The organism is Polyangium fumosum (genome assembly GCF_005144585.1).
GTDB lineage: Bacteria > Myxococcota_A > Polyangia > Polyangiales > Polyangiaceae > Polyangium > Polyangium fumosum.
Genome location: NZ_SSMQ01000128.1, coordinates 1 through 15,382, shown reverse-complemented (window position 1 = coordinate 15,382; position 15,382 = coordinate 1). Strand labels below are relative to the sequence as shown.

General features: G+C 68.9%; 17 protein-coding genes. 9 read left to right on the top strand and 8 right to left on the bottom strand.

The window, feature by feature from the left end:
• Positions 1–400 precede the first annotated feature (400 nt).
• From E8A74_RS50020 to E8A74_RS53655, 3 genes are all read right to left on the bottom strand, one after another.
• A complete protein-coding gene (locus E8A74_RS50020; RefSeq protein ID WP_136936293.1) occupies positions 401–1,093 on the bottom strand; it encodes a hypothetical protein in 693 nt (230 codons plus the stop codon).
• 92 nt (positions 1,094–1,185) lie between these two features.
• Positions 1,186–1,764 carry a hypothetical protein gene (locus tag E8A74_RS50015; RefSeq protein WP_136936292.1) on the bottom strand — a complete coding sequence of 193 codons (579 nt, stop codon included), beginning with the start codon at positions 1,762–1,764 and terminating at the stop codon, positions 1,186–1,188.
• A 3-nt stretch (positions 1,765–1,767) separates the two neighbouring features.
• The gene (locus E8A74_RS53655; RefSeq protein WP_170229993.1) at positions 1,768–3,051 is read right to left on the bottom strand and encodes an AAA family ATPase; all 1,284 of its coding nucleotides are present in this window, start codon (positions 3,049–3,051) and stop codon (positions 1,768–1,770) included.
• A gap of 659 nt (positions 3,052–3,710) precedes the next feature.
• On the opposite strand from E8A74_RS53655, the gene E8A74_RS50005 reads away from it, so the two are divergent.
• Positions 3,711–4,373 carry a glutathione S-transferase family protein gene (locus tag E8A74_RS50005; RefSeq protein ID WP_136936290.1) on the top strand — a complete coding sequence of 221 codons (663 nt, stop codon included), beginning with the start codon at positions 3,711–3,713 and terminating at the stop codon, positions 4,371–4,373.
• Between the two features lie 30 nt (positions 4,374–4,403).
• The gene (locus E8A74_RS50000) at positions 4,404–4,691 is read left to right on the top strand and encodes a hypothetical protein (protein WP_136936289.1); all 288 of its coding nucleotides are present in this window, start codon (positions 4,404–4,406) and stop codon (positions 4,689–4,691) included.
• 82 nt (positions 4,692–4,773) lie between these two features.
• Here E8A74_RS50000 and E8A74_RS49995 read toward each other — a convergent pair whose 3' ends face one another.
• Entirely contained in the window at positions 4,774–5,355 is a 582-nt protein-coding gene (locus E8A74_RS49995; protein WP_136936288.1) for a superoxide dismutase, read from the bottom strand.
• 192 nt (positions 5,356–5,547) lie between these two features.
• On the opposite strand from E8A74_RS49995, the gene E8A74_RS49990 reads away from it, so the two are divergent.
• From E8A74_RS49990 to E8A74_RS49980, 3 genes are all read left to right on the top strand, one after another.
• Entirely contained in the window at positions 5,548–6,057 is a 510-nt protein-coding gene (locus E8A74_RS49990; RefSeq protein WP_136936287.1) for a hypothetical protein, read from the top strand.
• Positions 6,054–7,613 carry a GMC family oxidoreductase N-terminal domain-containing protein gene (locus tag E8A74_RS49985; RefSeq protein WP_136936286.1) on the top strand — a complete coding sequence of 520 codons (1,560 nt, stop codon included), beginning with the start codon at positions 6,054–6,056 and terminating at the stop codon, positions 7,611–7,613. The genes E8A74_RS49990 and E8A74_RS49985 overlap by 4 nt, the downstream gene beginning before the upstream one ends.
• Before the next feature lie 74 nt (positions 7,614–7,687).
• Entirely contained in the window at positions 7,688–8,464 is a 777-nt protein-coding gene (locus E8A74_RS49980; protein ID WP_136936285.1) for a hypothetical protein, read from the top strand.
• Positions 8,465–8,479: 15 nt separating this feature from the next.
• Here E8A74_RS49980 and E8A74_RS49975 read toward each other — a convergent pair whose 3' ends face one another.
• Both E8A74_RS49975 and E8A74_RS49970 read right to left on the bottom strand, forming a co-directional pair.
• On the bottom strand, positions 8,480–9,124 hold the full coding sequence (locus E8A74_RS49975) for a hypothetical protein (protein ID WP_170229992.1): 645 nt from the start codon (positions 9,122–9,124) through the stop codon (positions 8,480–8,482).
• 73 nt (positions 9,125–9,197) lie between these two features.
• On the bottom strand, positions 9,198–9,773 hold the full coding sequence (locus tag E8A74_RS49970) for a 3'-5' exonuclease (RefSeq protein ID WP_136936283.1): 576 nt from the start codon (positions 9,771–9,773) through the stop codon (positions 9,198–9,200).
• 93 nt (positions 9,774–9,866) lie between these two features.
• On the opposite strand from E8A74_RS49970, the gene E8A74_RS49965 reads away from it, so the two are divergent.
• Positions 9,867–10,892 carry a hypothetical protein gene (locus tag E8A74_RS49965; protein ID WP_136936282.1) on the top strand — a complete coding sequence of 342 codons (1,026 nt, stop codon included), beginning with the start codon at positions 9,867–9,869 and terminating at the stop codon, positions 10,890–10,892.
• On the opposite strand, the gene E8A74_RS49960 is transcribed toward E8A74_RS49965, so the two are convergent.
• Positions 10,893–11,720 (bottom strand): lysophospholipid acyltransferase family protein, encoded by an 828-nt coding sequence (locus E8A74_RS49960; RefSeq protein WP_136936281.1) that lies wholly within the window; start codon positions 11,718–11,720, stop codon positions 10,893–10,895.
• A gap of 65 nt (positions 11,721–11,785) precedes the next feature.
• Here E8A74_RS49960 and E8A74_RS49955 point away from each other — a divergent pair, with 65 nt between their 5' ends.
• Positions 11,786–12,508 carry a methyltransferase gene (locus E8A74_RS49955; RefSeq protein WP_136936280.1) on the top strand — a complete coding sequence of 241 codons (723 nt, stop codon included), beginning with the start codon at positions 11,786–11,788 and terminating at the stop codon, positions 12,506–12,508.
• 4 nt (positions 12,509–12,512) lie between these two features.
• On the opposite strand, the gene E8A74_RS49950 is transcribed toward E8A74_RS49955, so the two are convergent.
• Entirely contained in the window at positions 12,513–12,938 is a 426-nt protein-coding gene (locus tag E8A74_RS49950) for a rhodanese-like domain-containing protein (protein WP_136936279.1), read from the bottom strand.
• An 86-nt stretch (positions 12,939–13,024) separates the two neighbouring features.
• On the opposite strand from E8A74_RS49950, the gene E8A74_RS49945 reads away from it, so the two are divergent.
• Together E8A74_RS49945 and E8A74_RS49940 are read left to right on the top strand one after the other, a co-directional pair.
• Entirely contained in the window at positions 13,025–14,143 is a 1,119-nt protein-coding gene (locus E8A74_RS49945) for a quinone-dependent dihydroorotate dehydrogenase (RefSeq protein ID WP_136936278.1), read from the top strand.
• Positions 14,144–14,769: 626 nt separating this feature from the next.
• Positions 14,770–15,261, top strand: coding sequence for a polyamine aminopropyltransferase (locus E8A74_RS49940; protein ID WP_136936277.1), 492 nt, complete (start codon positions 14,770–14,772; stop codon positions 15,259–15,261).
• Positions 15,262–15,382 lie beyond the last annotated feature (121 nt).

Genomic DNA, 15,382 nt, shown 5'->3' with positions numbered 1-15,382 from the left:
CTCCTGTGCCCACGCTTCCGCCGACGAGGCCACCTCTGCATCCAACATCTCCCTCGCTAAATGTCGTCAGAGGGGGGGAATGTACCGATCGGAGATGGAACCAATGCTCAGGGCACGGCCTGGACCGAAGTGGAAGAACTGCGCAATGCGCAGTTCTTCCAACGGGCCCGTGGCAAGACCATGGAGGTGGGTTTCAAGCCGGCGACGCGCACGCTGCCCGTTGAACCAGCAGCGCCGCGGCCTTGGCTGACAGGGTCGTCGCCGGCCTTGACCCTGGCTGTTCGATGAACTGCGCATCGCGCAGTTCATCGACCCGGGTCCAGCGCCTCGCTGGTCCGGGGTGGAGGGGGCGGACAGCCCCCTCCTGGGGCCTGGGGCAACGCCCCAGCTCCGCGCCCCCTCAGAAAACGCCGAGCAACCCGATCTGCGTGTACAACGCTGTGAGCCCGAGGGTCTCGCCGTTGTCGGTGCTGCTGTCTGGGTCGAGGATCCTGTAGTTGCCGGAGATGCCTGTGACGAGGCTCATGGCCACGTGCGGATGGACCCAGTAGCGCACGCCGGGGGCTACGCGCCACCGTACACGAAGGCGCAACACGTCATCGAGGGGGACTGGCTGTGGATTGATGTCGGGGTCGACGGTCGTCACCGAATCCCAGGTCCCGAGGCCTATCGACACTGCGCCGAAAAGCTCGGCTCGACGGTCGGCGGATCTTGCGAGGGCGACCTGGAGCTCGGGCGCTACGATGAATGAATACGAGGTTGTCGTCCGCTCGCCGAGGACTTCGTTGCCGGTGTTGGGATCCGTCACCCGGAAATCTTCGGACTCGCTCCAGTTCGAGAAGTCGAAGCCGATGCCGAAGACGAATCGATCGTACTTGTAGCCGAAGGCGAGCCCGCCCTCGAAGGACGGGAACCCGGAGAAGTCGTTCCCGATCATGAGGGGCGTGCTGACGAGGCTCGTCTGGAGCGCGAAGCCGCTGTGCACGGGGCGCCCCTCGGGTTCGGCCGATGTTTGCGCGGCCGCGACCTCGGCTGTGAGGACCGCCGAGAGGGAGGCCACGAGGGCGAGCGTGGGTCGAAGCTGTGTGGGCATGCGTGGTGTCTCCGGCAAGGAAGGAGACACCTGTATCATGGAACGTTTCAGCCGGAAACGAAGCGGCGAAGGCCCCGCGCGGGGGGCGGCGGTCAAACGGGGAGGATGCCCGTGCAGAAATAGGAGATGTCGCGCTCGGGCACGGCTGGGAGCGTCGCCATGCCGAGGTCCCGCCAGACGGGGTGCTGCCTGTAAGGGCAGAGCGCGCGCATCTGCCCGCCTCGCGGCTCGGCCACGCCCCTGCCGCGGAAGATGATCCCGCGGTACTGCAAGCGCGGCGGCGCCTGGTTCAGCCGGTGGTGAACGGCCATCGATACGAGGTACTCGGCGAGCATCTTGCCGTTCTCGATCTGCTGCCGCGCGCCGCCGCTGTGGCTCGTCTTCAGCTCGCACAAGAAGACGTACACCGTCGGCGTGCGCTCGTCGTCGGGCTGGTAGAAGACCAGGTAGTCGCAGGCGCTCGTGAGCCCCTCGGCGTCGCTTCGGAGCAGAGGGATCCGCGCCAGCGGCACATCCAGCTTGAGCACCAGCGCCGGGCCGCGTTTTTTGATCACCACGGGCGGGCACGCGCTGCCTGGATCGGCTTCTTCGAGTCGGATGACGGCAGGGACGGTCCCGAACTCCGGGCGCACCACGTCACAGAGGGCCTGGAGGAGCGGCGACAGGGCCATGGCTCAACCGAAGCGCGCGGCGTAGATGGCTTGGGCGTCGGCGTTGAGGGCGGCGATTTCGTGTTCGATGGTCTCCACTTGGAATCCATCGACAGAAACGGGAACCAGTTGCGCAGTTTGTTCCTTGAACAGGTACACCCCGAGCTTTTCCGGCGGGAGGATCGAGGCGCGGTCGTAGCCGAGCTCGTCGATGACCTGGGCGACGCTCTCCTTGGGGTCGGAGAGCATGACGAGGTGGTTGAGCTCCCGCAGGACGTAGTCGCTGTGGGTGCTCATCATGATCTTGAACCCGCGGTTCGCCGCCTTGGCGAGGACGCGGGCGATCTTGCGCTGGTTGTCGGGGTGGAGGTTCAGCTCGGGCTCGTCGATGATGAGAAAGTCGCCCGGCTTCGCCATGTGGCGGAAGTAAAAGACGAGGCTCGCCAGGGACTTCACGACGGAGGCCGTGAGGTGGACGGGCAGCGGGCGATCCCCGGCGCCATCGTGCGCAAAGGAGAGCTCGCCGAGGTCGGAGACGGTCACCTTGCCTCCGAGGACGGCGCGTTCGAGGTCGTCGGCCAGGTCGGCGAAGGAGCTCTTGTCCTTCGCGATGTTGGCCAGATCATTCGCCACCTGAAGGCTGTCTCGGATGGGCCAGGCATACCGGCCTGCGCGCCGCTGGAGCACGTCGGCGGGGTTCGTGCCCGCGTCGATCTCCAGCAGCTCGCTCACGAGCTCCGTCCGGTTGAGCGCGAGCTCCTTGGCGAACATGTTCACGGCGATCCGCTCGGCGGGAAATAGGATGCAACGGGGAAAGAGCCACTCCCACAGCGACGACACGAAGACGACTTGCCGCGCGGCTTGCGTGACCAGCTCGTCATCGTCGGGACCTACGAAGCGCGCGAGCGTCTCGCGCAGATCCAAGGTCGCTCGCTCGGCCGACCTTCCTCCGAGCTCCTCCTGCCCGAACAGAGACACCTTCGCTTGTTCGAAGGGCTCGGGGGCGGAGGCAAAGACGCGAGGGAGCGTCGATGCGCACGTTCGTGCGATTCGGCTCAGGATGGCATCCCAATCTGGCCGTGTGGCGGCGAGGTCGATCTCTCCTCGGTCCGAGTTCACGAACGCTTCGAGGGCCGGGTCCTCGAGGAAAGCCGTCCGCTTGTCCCTCCGGAGACGATGCAGCCCGTACACGCTCCACGCGAGGTACGTCTTGCCGGTGTTGTTCGGCCCGGTCAGGACGATGAGGTCCTTCCCGAGGTCGATCTCGGCCTCGCGCAGCGGCCCCAGGTTCTCGACGTGGAAGCGCATCGGGTTCTCCTCGTCGCGGAGGCTACCCGCCGGTTCCCGTGCGGGCAAGTGCGGCGCCCCCACCTCCGCCCCCTCGGAACCCCCCGCCCCGTCCTTGTTTTCGCGTTCCACCTTCTTGCAACCACCCTCCCCTCCGCCGACACGCCTCCTCCGCACGCGCGGACCTCTCCGCGCGGCGCAAGCGCGACCGTTCCGACATCTCGCAACGCGCCCCGCTCCGCCGCCGCGACGTTTCCGCATTCTCGCAACGGCCCTCCTTTTTGCAGAACCGGCGGTTCCGACATCGCGCAACGACCCTTCCGCCGCTTCCGCCTTCGTTCCCCACGCGCAAAACCCCCCGCCCTTGGCTTCCGCGGCGCTTCCTCCTTCGCACAACGCTCCCGCCGGCGGTTCCGCGCCCCTTCCGCTCTCGTGGAGGCGCGTTTCTCCGCATCCCCGCGCGCCTCCTTGCTCGTTCACGGCTGCCGGACGGTCTCCTGCGCGGGTCCCGAAGGCGCGGACGAGATGCGCTGCCGGCCGGCGGCGCGCACGCCCGAAGCGATCGCGGAGCGGCGCGCGCGCGTCGGGCTCTCCGCACACGAAAGCCTCCCGTTGGCCGCGACGGGGGAAGCATGCTACGCGCCGACGAGGCAGACATTCCGTTTGTCGCCGGGAGATCCATGTCGATGGTACGAGTGTATGGTCACCCCTTCGCCGCATTTTATTGGAAGGCGCTCATTGCTCTGTATGAACGCGACGTACCTTTTGCCTTTTTGATGGTCGACGCCGAACACCCGGAGAACGTCGAAGCCGTTCGTCGCCTCGCCCCCACGGGCCAGTTCCCCGTCCTGGTGGACGGCGATCGCACCGTGATCGAATCGGCCGCCATCATCGAGTATCTCGACCTTCATCACGGCGAGGCGCCGCCCATGGTGCCGGCGGATCCACGCGCCGCCATCGAGGCGCGGCAGATGGACGGCGTGTTCGACGACTACGTCTCGGCGCCGCTGTCACGCATGGTCCTCAATGCCTTGCGCGAGGAGGACAAGCGGGATCCGTACGTCGGCGCCGAGGCGAAGGCGACGCTCGACAAGAGTTATGCGTGGCTGAACCGCTGGATGGAAGGCCGCACGTGGGCGGCGAACGACGCCTTTGGCCTCGCCGACTGCGCGGCGGCCCCGGCGCTCTTTTACGCCCACTGGGGATACCCGATCCCGGCGTCGCACACCGCGCTCCGGGACTATCGCGCGCGTCTGCTCGCGCGTCCCTCGGTCGCGCGGGTCGTCGACGAGGCGAAGCCGTGGCGCGAGAACTTTCCCCTCAAAGGGCACACGCCGGACTGACGGCGCGCGCGCTCACCGGTTTCGGATGGCATGGCCGGTACGCGCGAGCTACCGCACCGCCATGACGACGATCACGGCGGAGAACGTCAAGAAGACGGCGGCCGCCTTCGAGAAAGTATGCTCGCGTTCCTCGTCAAGCGCGGCTGCGACCCGGAGCAAAAAAACGCGGCGGGCAAGAGCGCCATCGACCTCTACGCCGTCGCGAAGCAGAACATCCCCGCCCCGCACCGCGCGCAGATCGAGCGCGCCCTGGGCATCCGCAAGGGCGCGAAGAAGGCCCCCGCGGCGAAGAAGGCCACGAAGCCGGCGAAGAAGTGAGCCGAGGCGGAGACGAGGGCGGGAAGGTCGTGGTGGGTCAGCCCCCGTGTGGAACGGGGGCCCGGGGGACAGGGGCGAGTGATCAGCCCCGCAGGTTCTTCGCGACGAAGTCCCAGTTCACGAGGCTCGTGAGGAACGTCTCGATGTACTTGGGACGCAGGTTCCGGTAGTCGATGTAATACGCGTGCTCCCACACGTCGATCGTGAGCAGCGCCTTCTGGCCGTGCTTCATCGGCAGATCCGCGTTGCCCGTCTTCGTCACGGCGAGCTTGCCGTCCTTCTGCACGAGCCAGGCCCAGCCCGACCCGAACTGCGTGGCGGCGGCGTTCGAGAACTCCTCCTTGAACTTCTCGAACGAGCCGAAGTCGCGCTTGATCGCGTCGGCGAGGTCGCCCGTGGGCTCACCGCCGCCACCCGGCTTCATGCTGTGCCAGTAGAACGTGTGGTTCCAGACCTGGGCCGCGTTGTTGAAGACGCCGCCGTCCGAGCGGAGGATGATCTCCTCCAGCGAGAGCGACGCCTCGGGCTTGCCGTCGATGAGCTTGTTGAGGTTCGTGACGTAGGCGTTGTGGTGCTTGCCGTGGTGGTACTCGAGCGTCTCTTTGCTGATGTGCGGCGCGAGGGCATCCTTCGCGTACGGGAGATCGGGGAGCGTGATGGCCATGGTCGCGTTTCCTCGTGAAGTCTCGTGGTTCACTTGTTCGCCGGCCAAAAGGCCAGCAGGCGGCGAGACTCTACCGACCCGGTCGTCCCTTAGGAAGTCAGAGAGTTCGGAAGGGCCAAACTTTCCCAGGCATCGCCCCGGACGCACGAAGCCCTTGCCCCTGCCCCCCCGCTCCCCCTACGTTCCCCGTCCGTGAACGAGCTCGTCCGCTTCGCGCTCACGGCGTATTACCCACGCGTGGACGATCTCCCCGGCCTCGCCGAGCTCGGCGTGGACGAGAAGATCCAGCGCCTGCGCCGTGAATCCACGCTCCTCTTCTGGACCGGCATCGTCGCCGCCTCCGTGGCCTTCCAGATCGCGCCGCTCCTCACGATCCGAAAGCCCCTGCTCGCGAGCTGGCTCTCGGCCGAAGACCTCGACCAGCACGCCCACAAGATGGCGACGCACCCGGGCTACCTCGTCCGGCAGGTGACGTTCCTGATCAAGCTCGTGGGCGGCATGTTCTGGGGGCAGTCGGCAGAGATCCGCGCCTTCCTCGACCTCACGCCCTACCCCGAGGACCCCGGCACCCGCCGCGTCGAAGCCTTCGTCCCGCGCCAAGGGCCGCTGCCCGGCGGGGCGCCGGACAAGCTCTTGTCGCTCGGCAAGAAAGAGCGTGATCGCGGGCGCGACAAGGATCGCGGCAAAGGACTCCAAGCATGAGCACCGCCTCCCCGACCGCAGCCAAACAACACACGGGCACGGCGCACGGCCACCACGCGACGTTCACCTCGTTCGCGCAGGCAGGCCTCGAGACCGAGGTCGACTTCGTGGTCGTCGGCAGCGGCGCCGGCGGCGCGGCCGCGGCCGTGGTGCTCGCGCGGGCCGGGTATCGGGTCGCGATCGTCGAGGCCGGCCCGTGGCGCGCGCCCGAGGATTATCCTTGGACCACGTACGGTACGATCCGGGATCTTTTCCCCGACTGGGGCTCGCTCGTCACGCAGAGCCGCGCGCTCTGGCCCATCGTCCAGGCCTCCTGCGTCGGAGGCTCCACCGTGATCAACAGCGCCATCGTGGTCCGCACGCCCGGCGACGTGTTCACGCGGTGGGAGCGCGAGTACGGCATCGATGGACGCGCGCTCGAAAAGCGCGTGTGGGAGCACCAGGACCGCATCGAGCGGGAGCTCTCGGCGACGGTCGTGCCGCCCGACGCGCGCGGGCTCTTGAACACGCTGGCCATGGATGCGGCGGAGAAGCTCGGCTGGTCGTCGCATTACATGGTGCGGTATGCGAAGGACTGCGAGGGCGCGGGGCAGTGCCTGCAAGGCTGCCGCAAGGGCCGCAAGCAGAGCACGAACGTCAACTACATCCCCGAGGTGCTGGAGCGCGGCGGCTACGTGCTCTCGACCGCGCCGGTGAAGGATCTGCTCTTCGACGGGCGGCGCGTGATCGGCGTGACGGGCCGCTTCCAGGACCCGGAGACGCGCAAGTTCGGGGCGCGCTTCACCGTCCGCGCCCGCAAGGCCGTGTTCGTGGCCGCGTCCGCGACGCAGTCGCCGATCCTGCTCGCGAAGAGCGGCATCAAGAGCCGCGCGCTCGGCACGCTCTTCCGGGCGCACCCGGGCACGGGCGTGTTCGGCGTGTACGACGATCCGGTCGATCAGAACATCGGCGCGACACAAGGCTGGGCCTCGACCGCGTTCCGGCAGGATCCGGGGCTCAAGCTGGAGACGCTCGCGATCCCGCCGGAGATGGTGGCGGGGCGCCTGCCGGGCGGCGGGGCCGAGCTCATCCGGAGGTTCCGCGAGTACCGGCACGTCGCCATGTGGGTCGCCGCCGTGCGGGCCGAGTCCGTGGGCACGGTGAAGCCGAGCCTCTTCGGCGGCCCCGTCGTGAAATACCAGCTCGACGAGGCCGACATGCGCAAGCTCCGCAAGGGCCTCTCCATGGTCACGCGGATGCACTTCGAGGCCGGCGCGCGTGAGGTCATCCCCGGGATCTTCGGGTTGCCCTACAAGATCGGCCCGGACGAGATCCACCTCATCGACGAGGGCCCGACCGATCCGCGCTGCTACGTCGCCATCCTCTCGCACCTCTTCGGCGGCTGCCCGATGAGCGCGGACCCGCGCCAAGGCGTGGTCGACGAGCGCGGCAAGGTGCACGGCTACGAGGGGCTCTACGTGGCGGACGCGTCGGCCATCCCGACGACGATCGGCGTGAACCCGCAACACACGATCATGGCGCTCGCCTCCGTGTGGGCGGAGAACCTGGTGTCCTGATCGCGCCGCGGCGGCGGCGACGCGCCGATGTCGCCCGCTTGGCCCACGCCCGCGCGGGTCCGTACGCTGGGGGCATGCCTGGATTGCCCCGCAACAGCCGTCCCCCGCACCCCGCCACGATCCAGCGCGCCGAAGCCCCGCACCCCGCGAGGATCGTCCAGTCGAAGGCCACGCCCGCGCCCTCCGCGCCACGCGGCCCACACGCCGCGAAGGGCGCAGTGCTCCAGCGGCAGGTGGCCCTCGACGCCCTGCAGGCGATGTGCACGACCCTGTTCGGCTCGTACACGAAGGCCGTCGAGTTCCAGGCGATGAGCATCGACAACACGGTGACCATCGCCGGCAACAAGTACACGGGCGGCGTGGCGGCGTTGGAGGCCGACATCCCGGACTGGAATGGGCCCAAGACGACGACGATGCTCGGCGCGACGGTGCTCGGAGATACCGGGGTGACGAAGGGGAGGGAAATCAAGACCGCCACGGACGCGACCGCCGCAGCCACGAAAAACACCAAAGCGGGCGTGATCCTGCTCCTGAACGACCTCGAGGCCGGCGGGAACAACCTGCACGCCGAGCAGAAGCTCCTGCACGTGGTGGCCGAACGGATGCGCATCGAGCGTCCCTTCGGGATGAACGTGCGGATCGCGGGAAGGAACCCGCCGTGTGATTCGTGCCGGGAGGTGCTCGTCGCCTTCTCGAAAGCTTATTACGACTGCGGATACGGGACGCTCACCTACGACACCACGCGAGGGCAAGCGCGGGGGCCCGCGCAGCTCGATCTCGCCACGTTGTACCCCGATGCGGAGTTCCGGTTCGGCGACTTCGTCGGCCAATACACCCGCGCGCTCGGCTGACGAAGGGCCGCGGCTTCAGAACCCGATTTCGAGCCGCGCGCCCGAAGGCCCGATCGACACCGTCACCGCCTTTTCGGGCTCCGGGGTCTTCGGTTTGCTCTTCGCGAGCTGCATGCCCGGCAGCATCATCAGGAGCCCGAGCCCGGCCACGCCGAGCCCCGAGAGCGACACGACGGCGCCCGCGCCTCCGCTCATGTCCTTGCTCGTCAGGCCAAGCGCGCCCATCACCACGCCGCTCACGAAAAACGGCATCCCCGTCCCGACGAGCACGCCGCCCGCGACGCGGTCGCGGACGAGGTAATCGTCGTACGAGGCGCGGACCTCGGTGATCTCGGCGAGCGGGATCTCGCGCTGGTCGTCCCGCGTGCGCACGACGAGCCGATCCCCGAGGGCCGCCGCGCGGATCGGCGCGGGATACACGAGCGTCGACGCGCCCTTGCGCAGAACGGTGACGGTCGTGAGGTGGCCGTAGACGACCTTCCGTTTGCCGTCCTTGGTGGGGATCGTGGGAAAGGGCCCGGAAGGGCCGGGCGAGGCGTTGGCGAGCGCCGGCAGATCCGCGGGCGCGAGCGTGACGTGGCTCGTGCACGCGGCGAGCCCGAGCGAGCTCGCCACGGCCAGCGCCACCGTCATCGCCTTCGTTCGCGCCCGGGACATCATCCTCCCCGAGCGCGATGCTTTCACGGCCCGTCGCCGCCGGCAAGAAAGCTCCTGCGGGCGGCAAGGTCCCGTCTCACCCTGTGGGCCGCGTCTCCGGAATCGGCACCCGTCCGATCGCGTAAGGCAGGATCCGCGCGATGTTGCGCGCGTCATCGATGCCGCGATGATGCGTCCCGAGGAGCGGGAGCGCGAGGCGCTCGAGCGCGCTCGCCATGCCGTAGCGCGTCGTCTCCCCGAGGGCCGCGGAGAAGCGCTTCTTGATGTTCATGTGCCCCTGGAGCGGCAAGGGCACGCCCCAGCGGTTCGCGTCGATCTCGAACTGCTTGCGGTCGTAGTCGCCCCACGAGCCGAAGAGCGCGTCGCGATCGCCGACGAAGCGCCCGAGCGCCTCGATCGCCGCCGGGAACGTGGGCGCGCCGTCGACGTCCGCCTGCGTGATCGTCGTGAGCTTCTTGCAGAAATCCGTGAGCGTCGGCCGGAGGACCGGGCGCACGAAGGTGGCGAACTCGCCGACGGGTTCGAGCGTCGCGCCGTCCACGAGGACCGCGCCAATCTCGATGATCTCCATGATCTTCTCGGGGATACGTCCCTCGTCGTCACACGTCGCTTCCAGATCGATCACCAGGAAAAATGCAGGTTCCTTCGCCATCGCCGTCCTCCTTGTTGGTTGTTCGGAAACCTTGATACGCTCCCCGCGACGAAAATGCCCGGACACGAACCCGGACACGCTGCGGGTCGACGCTTGGGAGCTTCGCTCCGACAAGCGGAGCTACGCCCCCAAACCCCCGGCTTTTCCTGGGAGGATTACGTCACCTGGCTCGTCGCGCAGCACGGGTCGCTGACGGCGGTCGCCGAGCGGCTCTCGTCGCTCCGCGGCTACGAGGACGACGTGTACTCGATCGAGCGCGCCTTGCGCCGGCTGCGGACGCGCGGCCAGCGCGACGGCGGGACCTGGGGGGCGCGCGCGCTCGCGGCCTTTGGCCTGCCGGACGCGCTCACCGAGCGGGCCCGCTGGATGGGCGCGTATCACTCGCGCTTCACGGATCTGCCCCTGCCCCTCGCCCAGGATCTCCTGCGGTTATGGGATCGCCCTCCGGTGAGCGAAGAGCCGACCTCGCACGTGTTCCTCGCCCTCGCGCACGCGACGTGCGTGCTCCGCGCGGACGACCGCGACGCGGCGCGGACCCACCTCGCCCGGATCCGCCCGCTGCTCGGCAAAGCCCCGCCGGAGGCGCGGATCGAGGCGCTGCTCACGGAGGCCTTCGTCGCGAGCCGGGAGGATGTGGCGCGCGTGCCGGGGCTGCTCGAAGAGATCGAGCCCTTGTTCGAGCTCTCGATGCCCGCCCACGACAAGGCCTGCCTGTTCGCGCGGTGGATCGATCAATGCGCCTTCGAGCGGAACCGCTCCTGGGGCGGCAAGCAGCCGGATCCAGCGGCCGCGGAGGCGCTCTACCAGCGCATCCCGGAGGACGGTCCGGCGTTCGCGCGGGCGCGGCGGGCGAACGGGCTCGCGTACGCGCGCTGGAAGCAAGGTTTCATCGAGGAAGGCGCGGCGCTCGCGCGGGAGGCGTGCCGGCACGCGGGCGACGGCGGGCACATGCGGATGCGCGCGATGGCGCTCAACATGCTGGCGCGGATCGTCGGCGGGGAGGAAGGCGCGGACGCGAAGCGGCGGGCGATGGCGATCGCGAACGAGCTGGAGGACGAGGTGCTGCGGCTCAGGTTCGAGCGGCGGAGTGGGAGCAAGGGGAGCAAGGCGGAGGGGTAATCAAGCCGCGGCCTGCTCGACCTTTTCTTTCTCGGCCACCGCCGGCACGCCCGGCAGCGGCTTCTGATCGTCGCGTAGCTTCTCCACGAACACGTTGAACACCTCGGCGGCGTGCTCCCGCGCCGTCTCCGCGCGCCAGCCGGACGTATCGATCGCCGGCAGGACCTCGATGTCCACCGTGGTCGGCTGCACGTAGAGCGTGTGCTTCACCCAGTTCTTGTGCACGCCGTGGAGGACGACCGGCACGACGGGCAGGCCCGTGGCGATGGCGAGGTGCACGAAGCCGAGCTTGAGCGGCCGCAGGCGCCCGTCGCGGCTGCGCGTGCCCTCGGGCATGATCCAGATGGAGAGCCCGTGCTTCTTCACCGTCCTCGCGATGCCGGACATCGCCGCGATGGCCGATCCCTTGTTCGCCCGATCGAGCCAGAGGTGCCCCGACAGGAGGTAGAGCTGGCCGAAAAAGGGAATCCGGAGGACCTCTTTTTTCATCACGCCGCACCCGCCCACCGGGCAGAGCCAGATCGAGAGAAACGCGTCGAGCGTGGAGGTGTGATTCGCGACGTAAATGGCGGGGTGATGCTTGCCGATGCGCTCGCCGTCGTGGAGGACGGGCGTGACGCCGGCGATTCTCGTGATCGAATAGCCGATGAGCTTGCCGTAATAGTTGCAGAGCTTGATGCGCAGGACCCGGAACGGCAGGAGCAGCAGCGCGATCAGGATGGTCAAGGTGGACGCCACCGCGACCAGCGTGAAGCCGACGACGAAACGAACGGCCGAGGAAAGCGCGGCCAGGGTCGTTCGCCCCGACGAGGAATCATGGTCCGACATGAAGAAGCGGTTCTCCAGAAGGGAAACGTGCGCACCGTACCACGAACCCACGTTAGGATTTCGTCATGATTACGTCCGAGGCCGTCGAACGAGCCCTGCACGAGCTCTTCATCGTCGCGGAAGGCACGAAGCTCCGGCGCGAGGACAAGAAGAAGTCGGTCGAGGTGGCCGCGCTGCTCGGTGAAATCGAGCGGCACCGCAAAGATGCCCTCCTCGTGGACGCAGCCGCGGGCAAGGCGTACGTGGGGCTCGTCGGCGCCGCGCTGCTCGGGTTTTCACGCATCCACGTGATCGAGCGGAAAGCGACGCGGATCGCGGCGTGCGAGGCGGCGGCCGCGCGGCTCGGCAAGAGGATCGAGCTCGGGCTCGCGGCGGGCGATGTGGGCGACGCGGCGTGCTGGCCCGAGGCGCCGGCGGTCGTGGTGGCGCTGCATGCGTGCGGGGCGGCCTCCGATGCGATCCTCGACGCGGCGAGCGGCGCGGGCGCGAAATGGCTGTACGTGGTCCCCTGCTGTTATGCGGCGAGCGTGCCGTTCGCGGCGGCGGCCGAGGCGAAGGCCGACGCGCTCGGGATGCCGCGGCAAGCCGAGGTGCGGCGGCGGTTCGTCATGTCGCTCGTCGATGCGGAGCGGGCGCTCCGGCTGGAGGCGGCGGGCTACGAGGTGACGATCACGGCCTTCGTCCCGCCCACGGTGACGCCGCACAACCTGCTCTTCCGCGCGCGGCGCGTCCGCGAGCCCGGCCGCATGCGCGAGGCGGCGGCGCGGCTCGCGCGCCTCCGGGCTTGAGCGGCTACTTCGTGTCCCAGTCGTTGATCCCGCCGAGGTTCGTGACCTGCGTGTAGCCCGCTTCGAGCAGGATCTTCTTGGCGCGCGCAGCGCGCGGGCCGGCGGCGCAGTGCACGACGATCGGCTTCGTCTTGTCGCCGCCCGTGAGCTTCTCGACCTCGGAGAGGCGTGTTTCGAACTCCCCCACGGGGATGTTCGTGGCGTTGTCGAGGTGGCGCTCGGCGTACTCGTCCGGCGTGCGCACGTCGATCAGGACGCCGCCCTCGGACACGAGCTTCCGCGCGAGCGCCGGGTCGCGGTCCGGCAGGCCCGTCTGCGCGGCCGGTTGTTGCGACGGCCCGGGCGGCGCGGCCGACTCGTCCTTCGAGCAGGCCGGGAGGGCGGCGAGGAGGGAAACCAGGACGGCGGCGGAAAACGCAGGGGTTCGCATGGCTCCCGACTCCTGCCATCCCGCGCGCCGAGGCGCAAGACGCGCCTTGACGCACGCCCGCGGCGTCGTATCCCGTCGCTCGCCCGATGTATCGCCTGCTGTTTCGCCTGGTCCTCCGCCGCATGTCCGCCGAGACGGCCCACCACCTCGGCTTTGGCCTGCTCCGGTTCTTGATGGCCCTGCCCTTCGCGCGCGCCCTCGGGAGGCGGCTCTTCGGCCCGAGGGATCCGCGCCTCGGGGTGCGGGCCTTGGGCCTCGATTTTCCGGGCCCGCTCGGCCTCGCCGCCGGGTTCGACAAGGACGCGCGTGGGTTCGAGGCGCTCGGCGCGCTCGGGTTCGCGTTCGTGGAGATCGGGACGGTCACGGGCGAGGCGCAGGGCGGAAACCCGAAGCCGAGGCTCTTCCGGCTTCCGGCGGATCGGGCGCTCGTGAACCGCATGGGCTTCAACAACGAGGGCTCACGCGCGGCGGCGGAGCGGCTCGCGAAGCGGCGGCCGGGCGGCGTGATCGTGGGCGCGAACATCGGCAAGACGAAGGTCGTGGCCGAATCCGAGGCCGCGGCTGATTACGTGGCGAGCGCCGAGCGCCTCGCCGCGCATGCCGATTACATGGTGGTGAACGTGAGCTCACCGAATACGCCAGGCCTGCGGGATCTGCAATCTGCCGAGAAGCTGCGCCCGCTGCTCGCCGAGGTGCGCACGGCGCTCGATCGCGCCTCGCCCGGACGGCGCGTGCCGCTGCTCGTGAAGATCGCGCCCGACCTCGCGGACGAGGACATCGACGCGATCGGCGACCTCGCGCGGGAGCTCGGCCTCGACGGGATCATCGCGACGAACACGACGATCCGCCGGGATGGCCTCGCGACGGATGCCGCAGAGGTCGCGGAGATCGGCGCGGGGGGGCTCTCGGGGAAGCCCGTGAAGGCGCGGGCGCTCGCGGTGCTGCGCAGGCTCCGCGCGCGGGTGGGCGATTCGATGGTGCTCGTGGCCGCCGGCGGCGTGGAGGACGCGGACGACGCGTGGGAGCGCCTCGCCGCGGGGGCGACGCTGGTGCAGGCGTACACGGCGTTCATCTACGATGGCCCCGCGTTCGCGCGGCGGATCCACGAGGGGATCCTTTCGCGGATGCGCGCGGAGGGGATCGGCTCGATCGCGGAGCTCGTGGGCAAAGAAACGCGTGCACCGAAACCCCCCTTTCGAGGCTGAGCATTGGTCTCATCTCGGGGCCGCCTCGCTGGGGCGTTGCCCCAGGCCCCACCCGGGGCTATCCGCCCCGGGACCCGGACCAGCGCCAGCGCTGGACCGAGGGTCGATGAACTGCGCATCGCGCAGTTCATCGAACGGGCCGAGTCAAGACCACGAGCGACCCCGCCAGCCAAGACGGCAGCGCTGACGGTTCAGCCGGCAACGAACGGCCTGTGGGAAGAACTGCGCATCGCGCAGTTCTTCCCCAAAGGGTCCAGGGCTGGCCCTGGTTCGGGTCGAGGGGCGAACAGCCCCCGCGGGGCCCGGGGCAGCGCCCCGGCGCGGCGGCTTGCGATGAGACCAATGCTCAACTTTCGAGGGGGTTCGGAACGATTCCGGAACGGATGAACGCCCCACCAGGACCCCCTACCCGTTCGCCAGGATGGGCACCCCGTCGGCCTCGTGCTCGTCGTCCAGCTCGTCGGCCTCGGGCCTCGGGCATCGAGGCGGCGCGTCGAGCGTCGAGCGTCGAAATCTCCCCTTTGCAGTTGCCTCTTTCGGTGAGCTTTTTAATGTGGATGACGCCACTCCGGCGAAAGCGCGACGCAAGCTGTGTGATCTCCCTGTGGAACTGGTAGGTTTCCGCCATGCGTCGCAGGTCTCTCTCCTCCGCCCTCCCCTGGCTCGCCTCCGCGCTCCTTGCGGCGTGCACCGGCAGTGCGCCTCCGGCGCGCGAGGCCTCACCTGCGTCGATCCCGAACGCGCCGCCTCCGCCCGCGGCTCCTACGCTCCCGCCGGGCGTGCTCGCAGAGGGGGCCGGCGCGCAGGGAGTCGTACGCGTCGAGGAGCGCGATGGACTGCGGCTGCTGACCATTGACGGCGTCGTACAAGCAGCCGTGCCGGCGGGCAGGCGGGATATCGTCGCGTCTCCAGATCCCCTGGTCACGCTGGTGCGCGCGGCCCGGCCAAACGCGAGGACCGTGTTGGTCATCGGGCTCGGGAGCGGGCGGACCGCCGCCGCGCTCGCGGCCGCGGGGCTCGAGGTCGAGGTCGCGGAGCTGGAGCCCGCCGTCATCGATTTCGCGCGCCGGTTTTTCGGCTATCAAGGGCACGCCATCGCGTCCGATGGTCTCGACTAGAAGTCATCTCATAAATCTTCCAGGAGTCTCCTGAGGTACACGACGATGCATCCGAGGTGGACAAAGCCAAGGAAGTTTTCGACGTGGCGCTCGTACCGTACCACGATGCGACGGAAGCTCT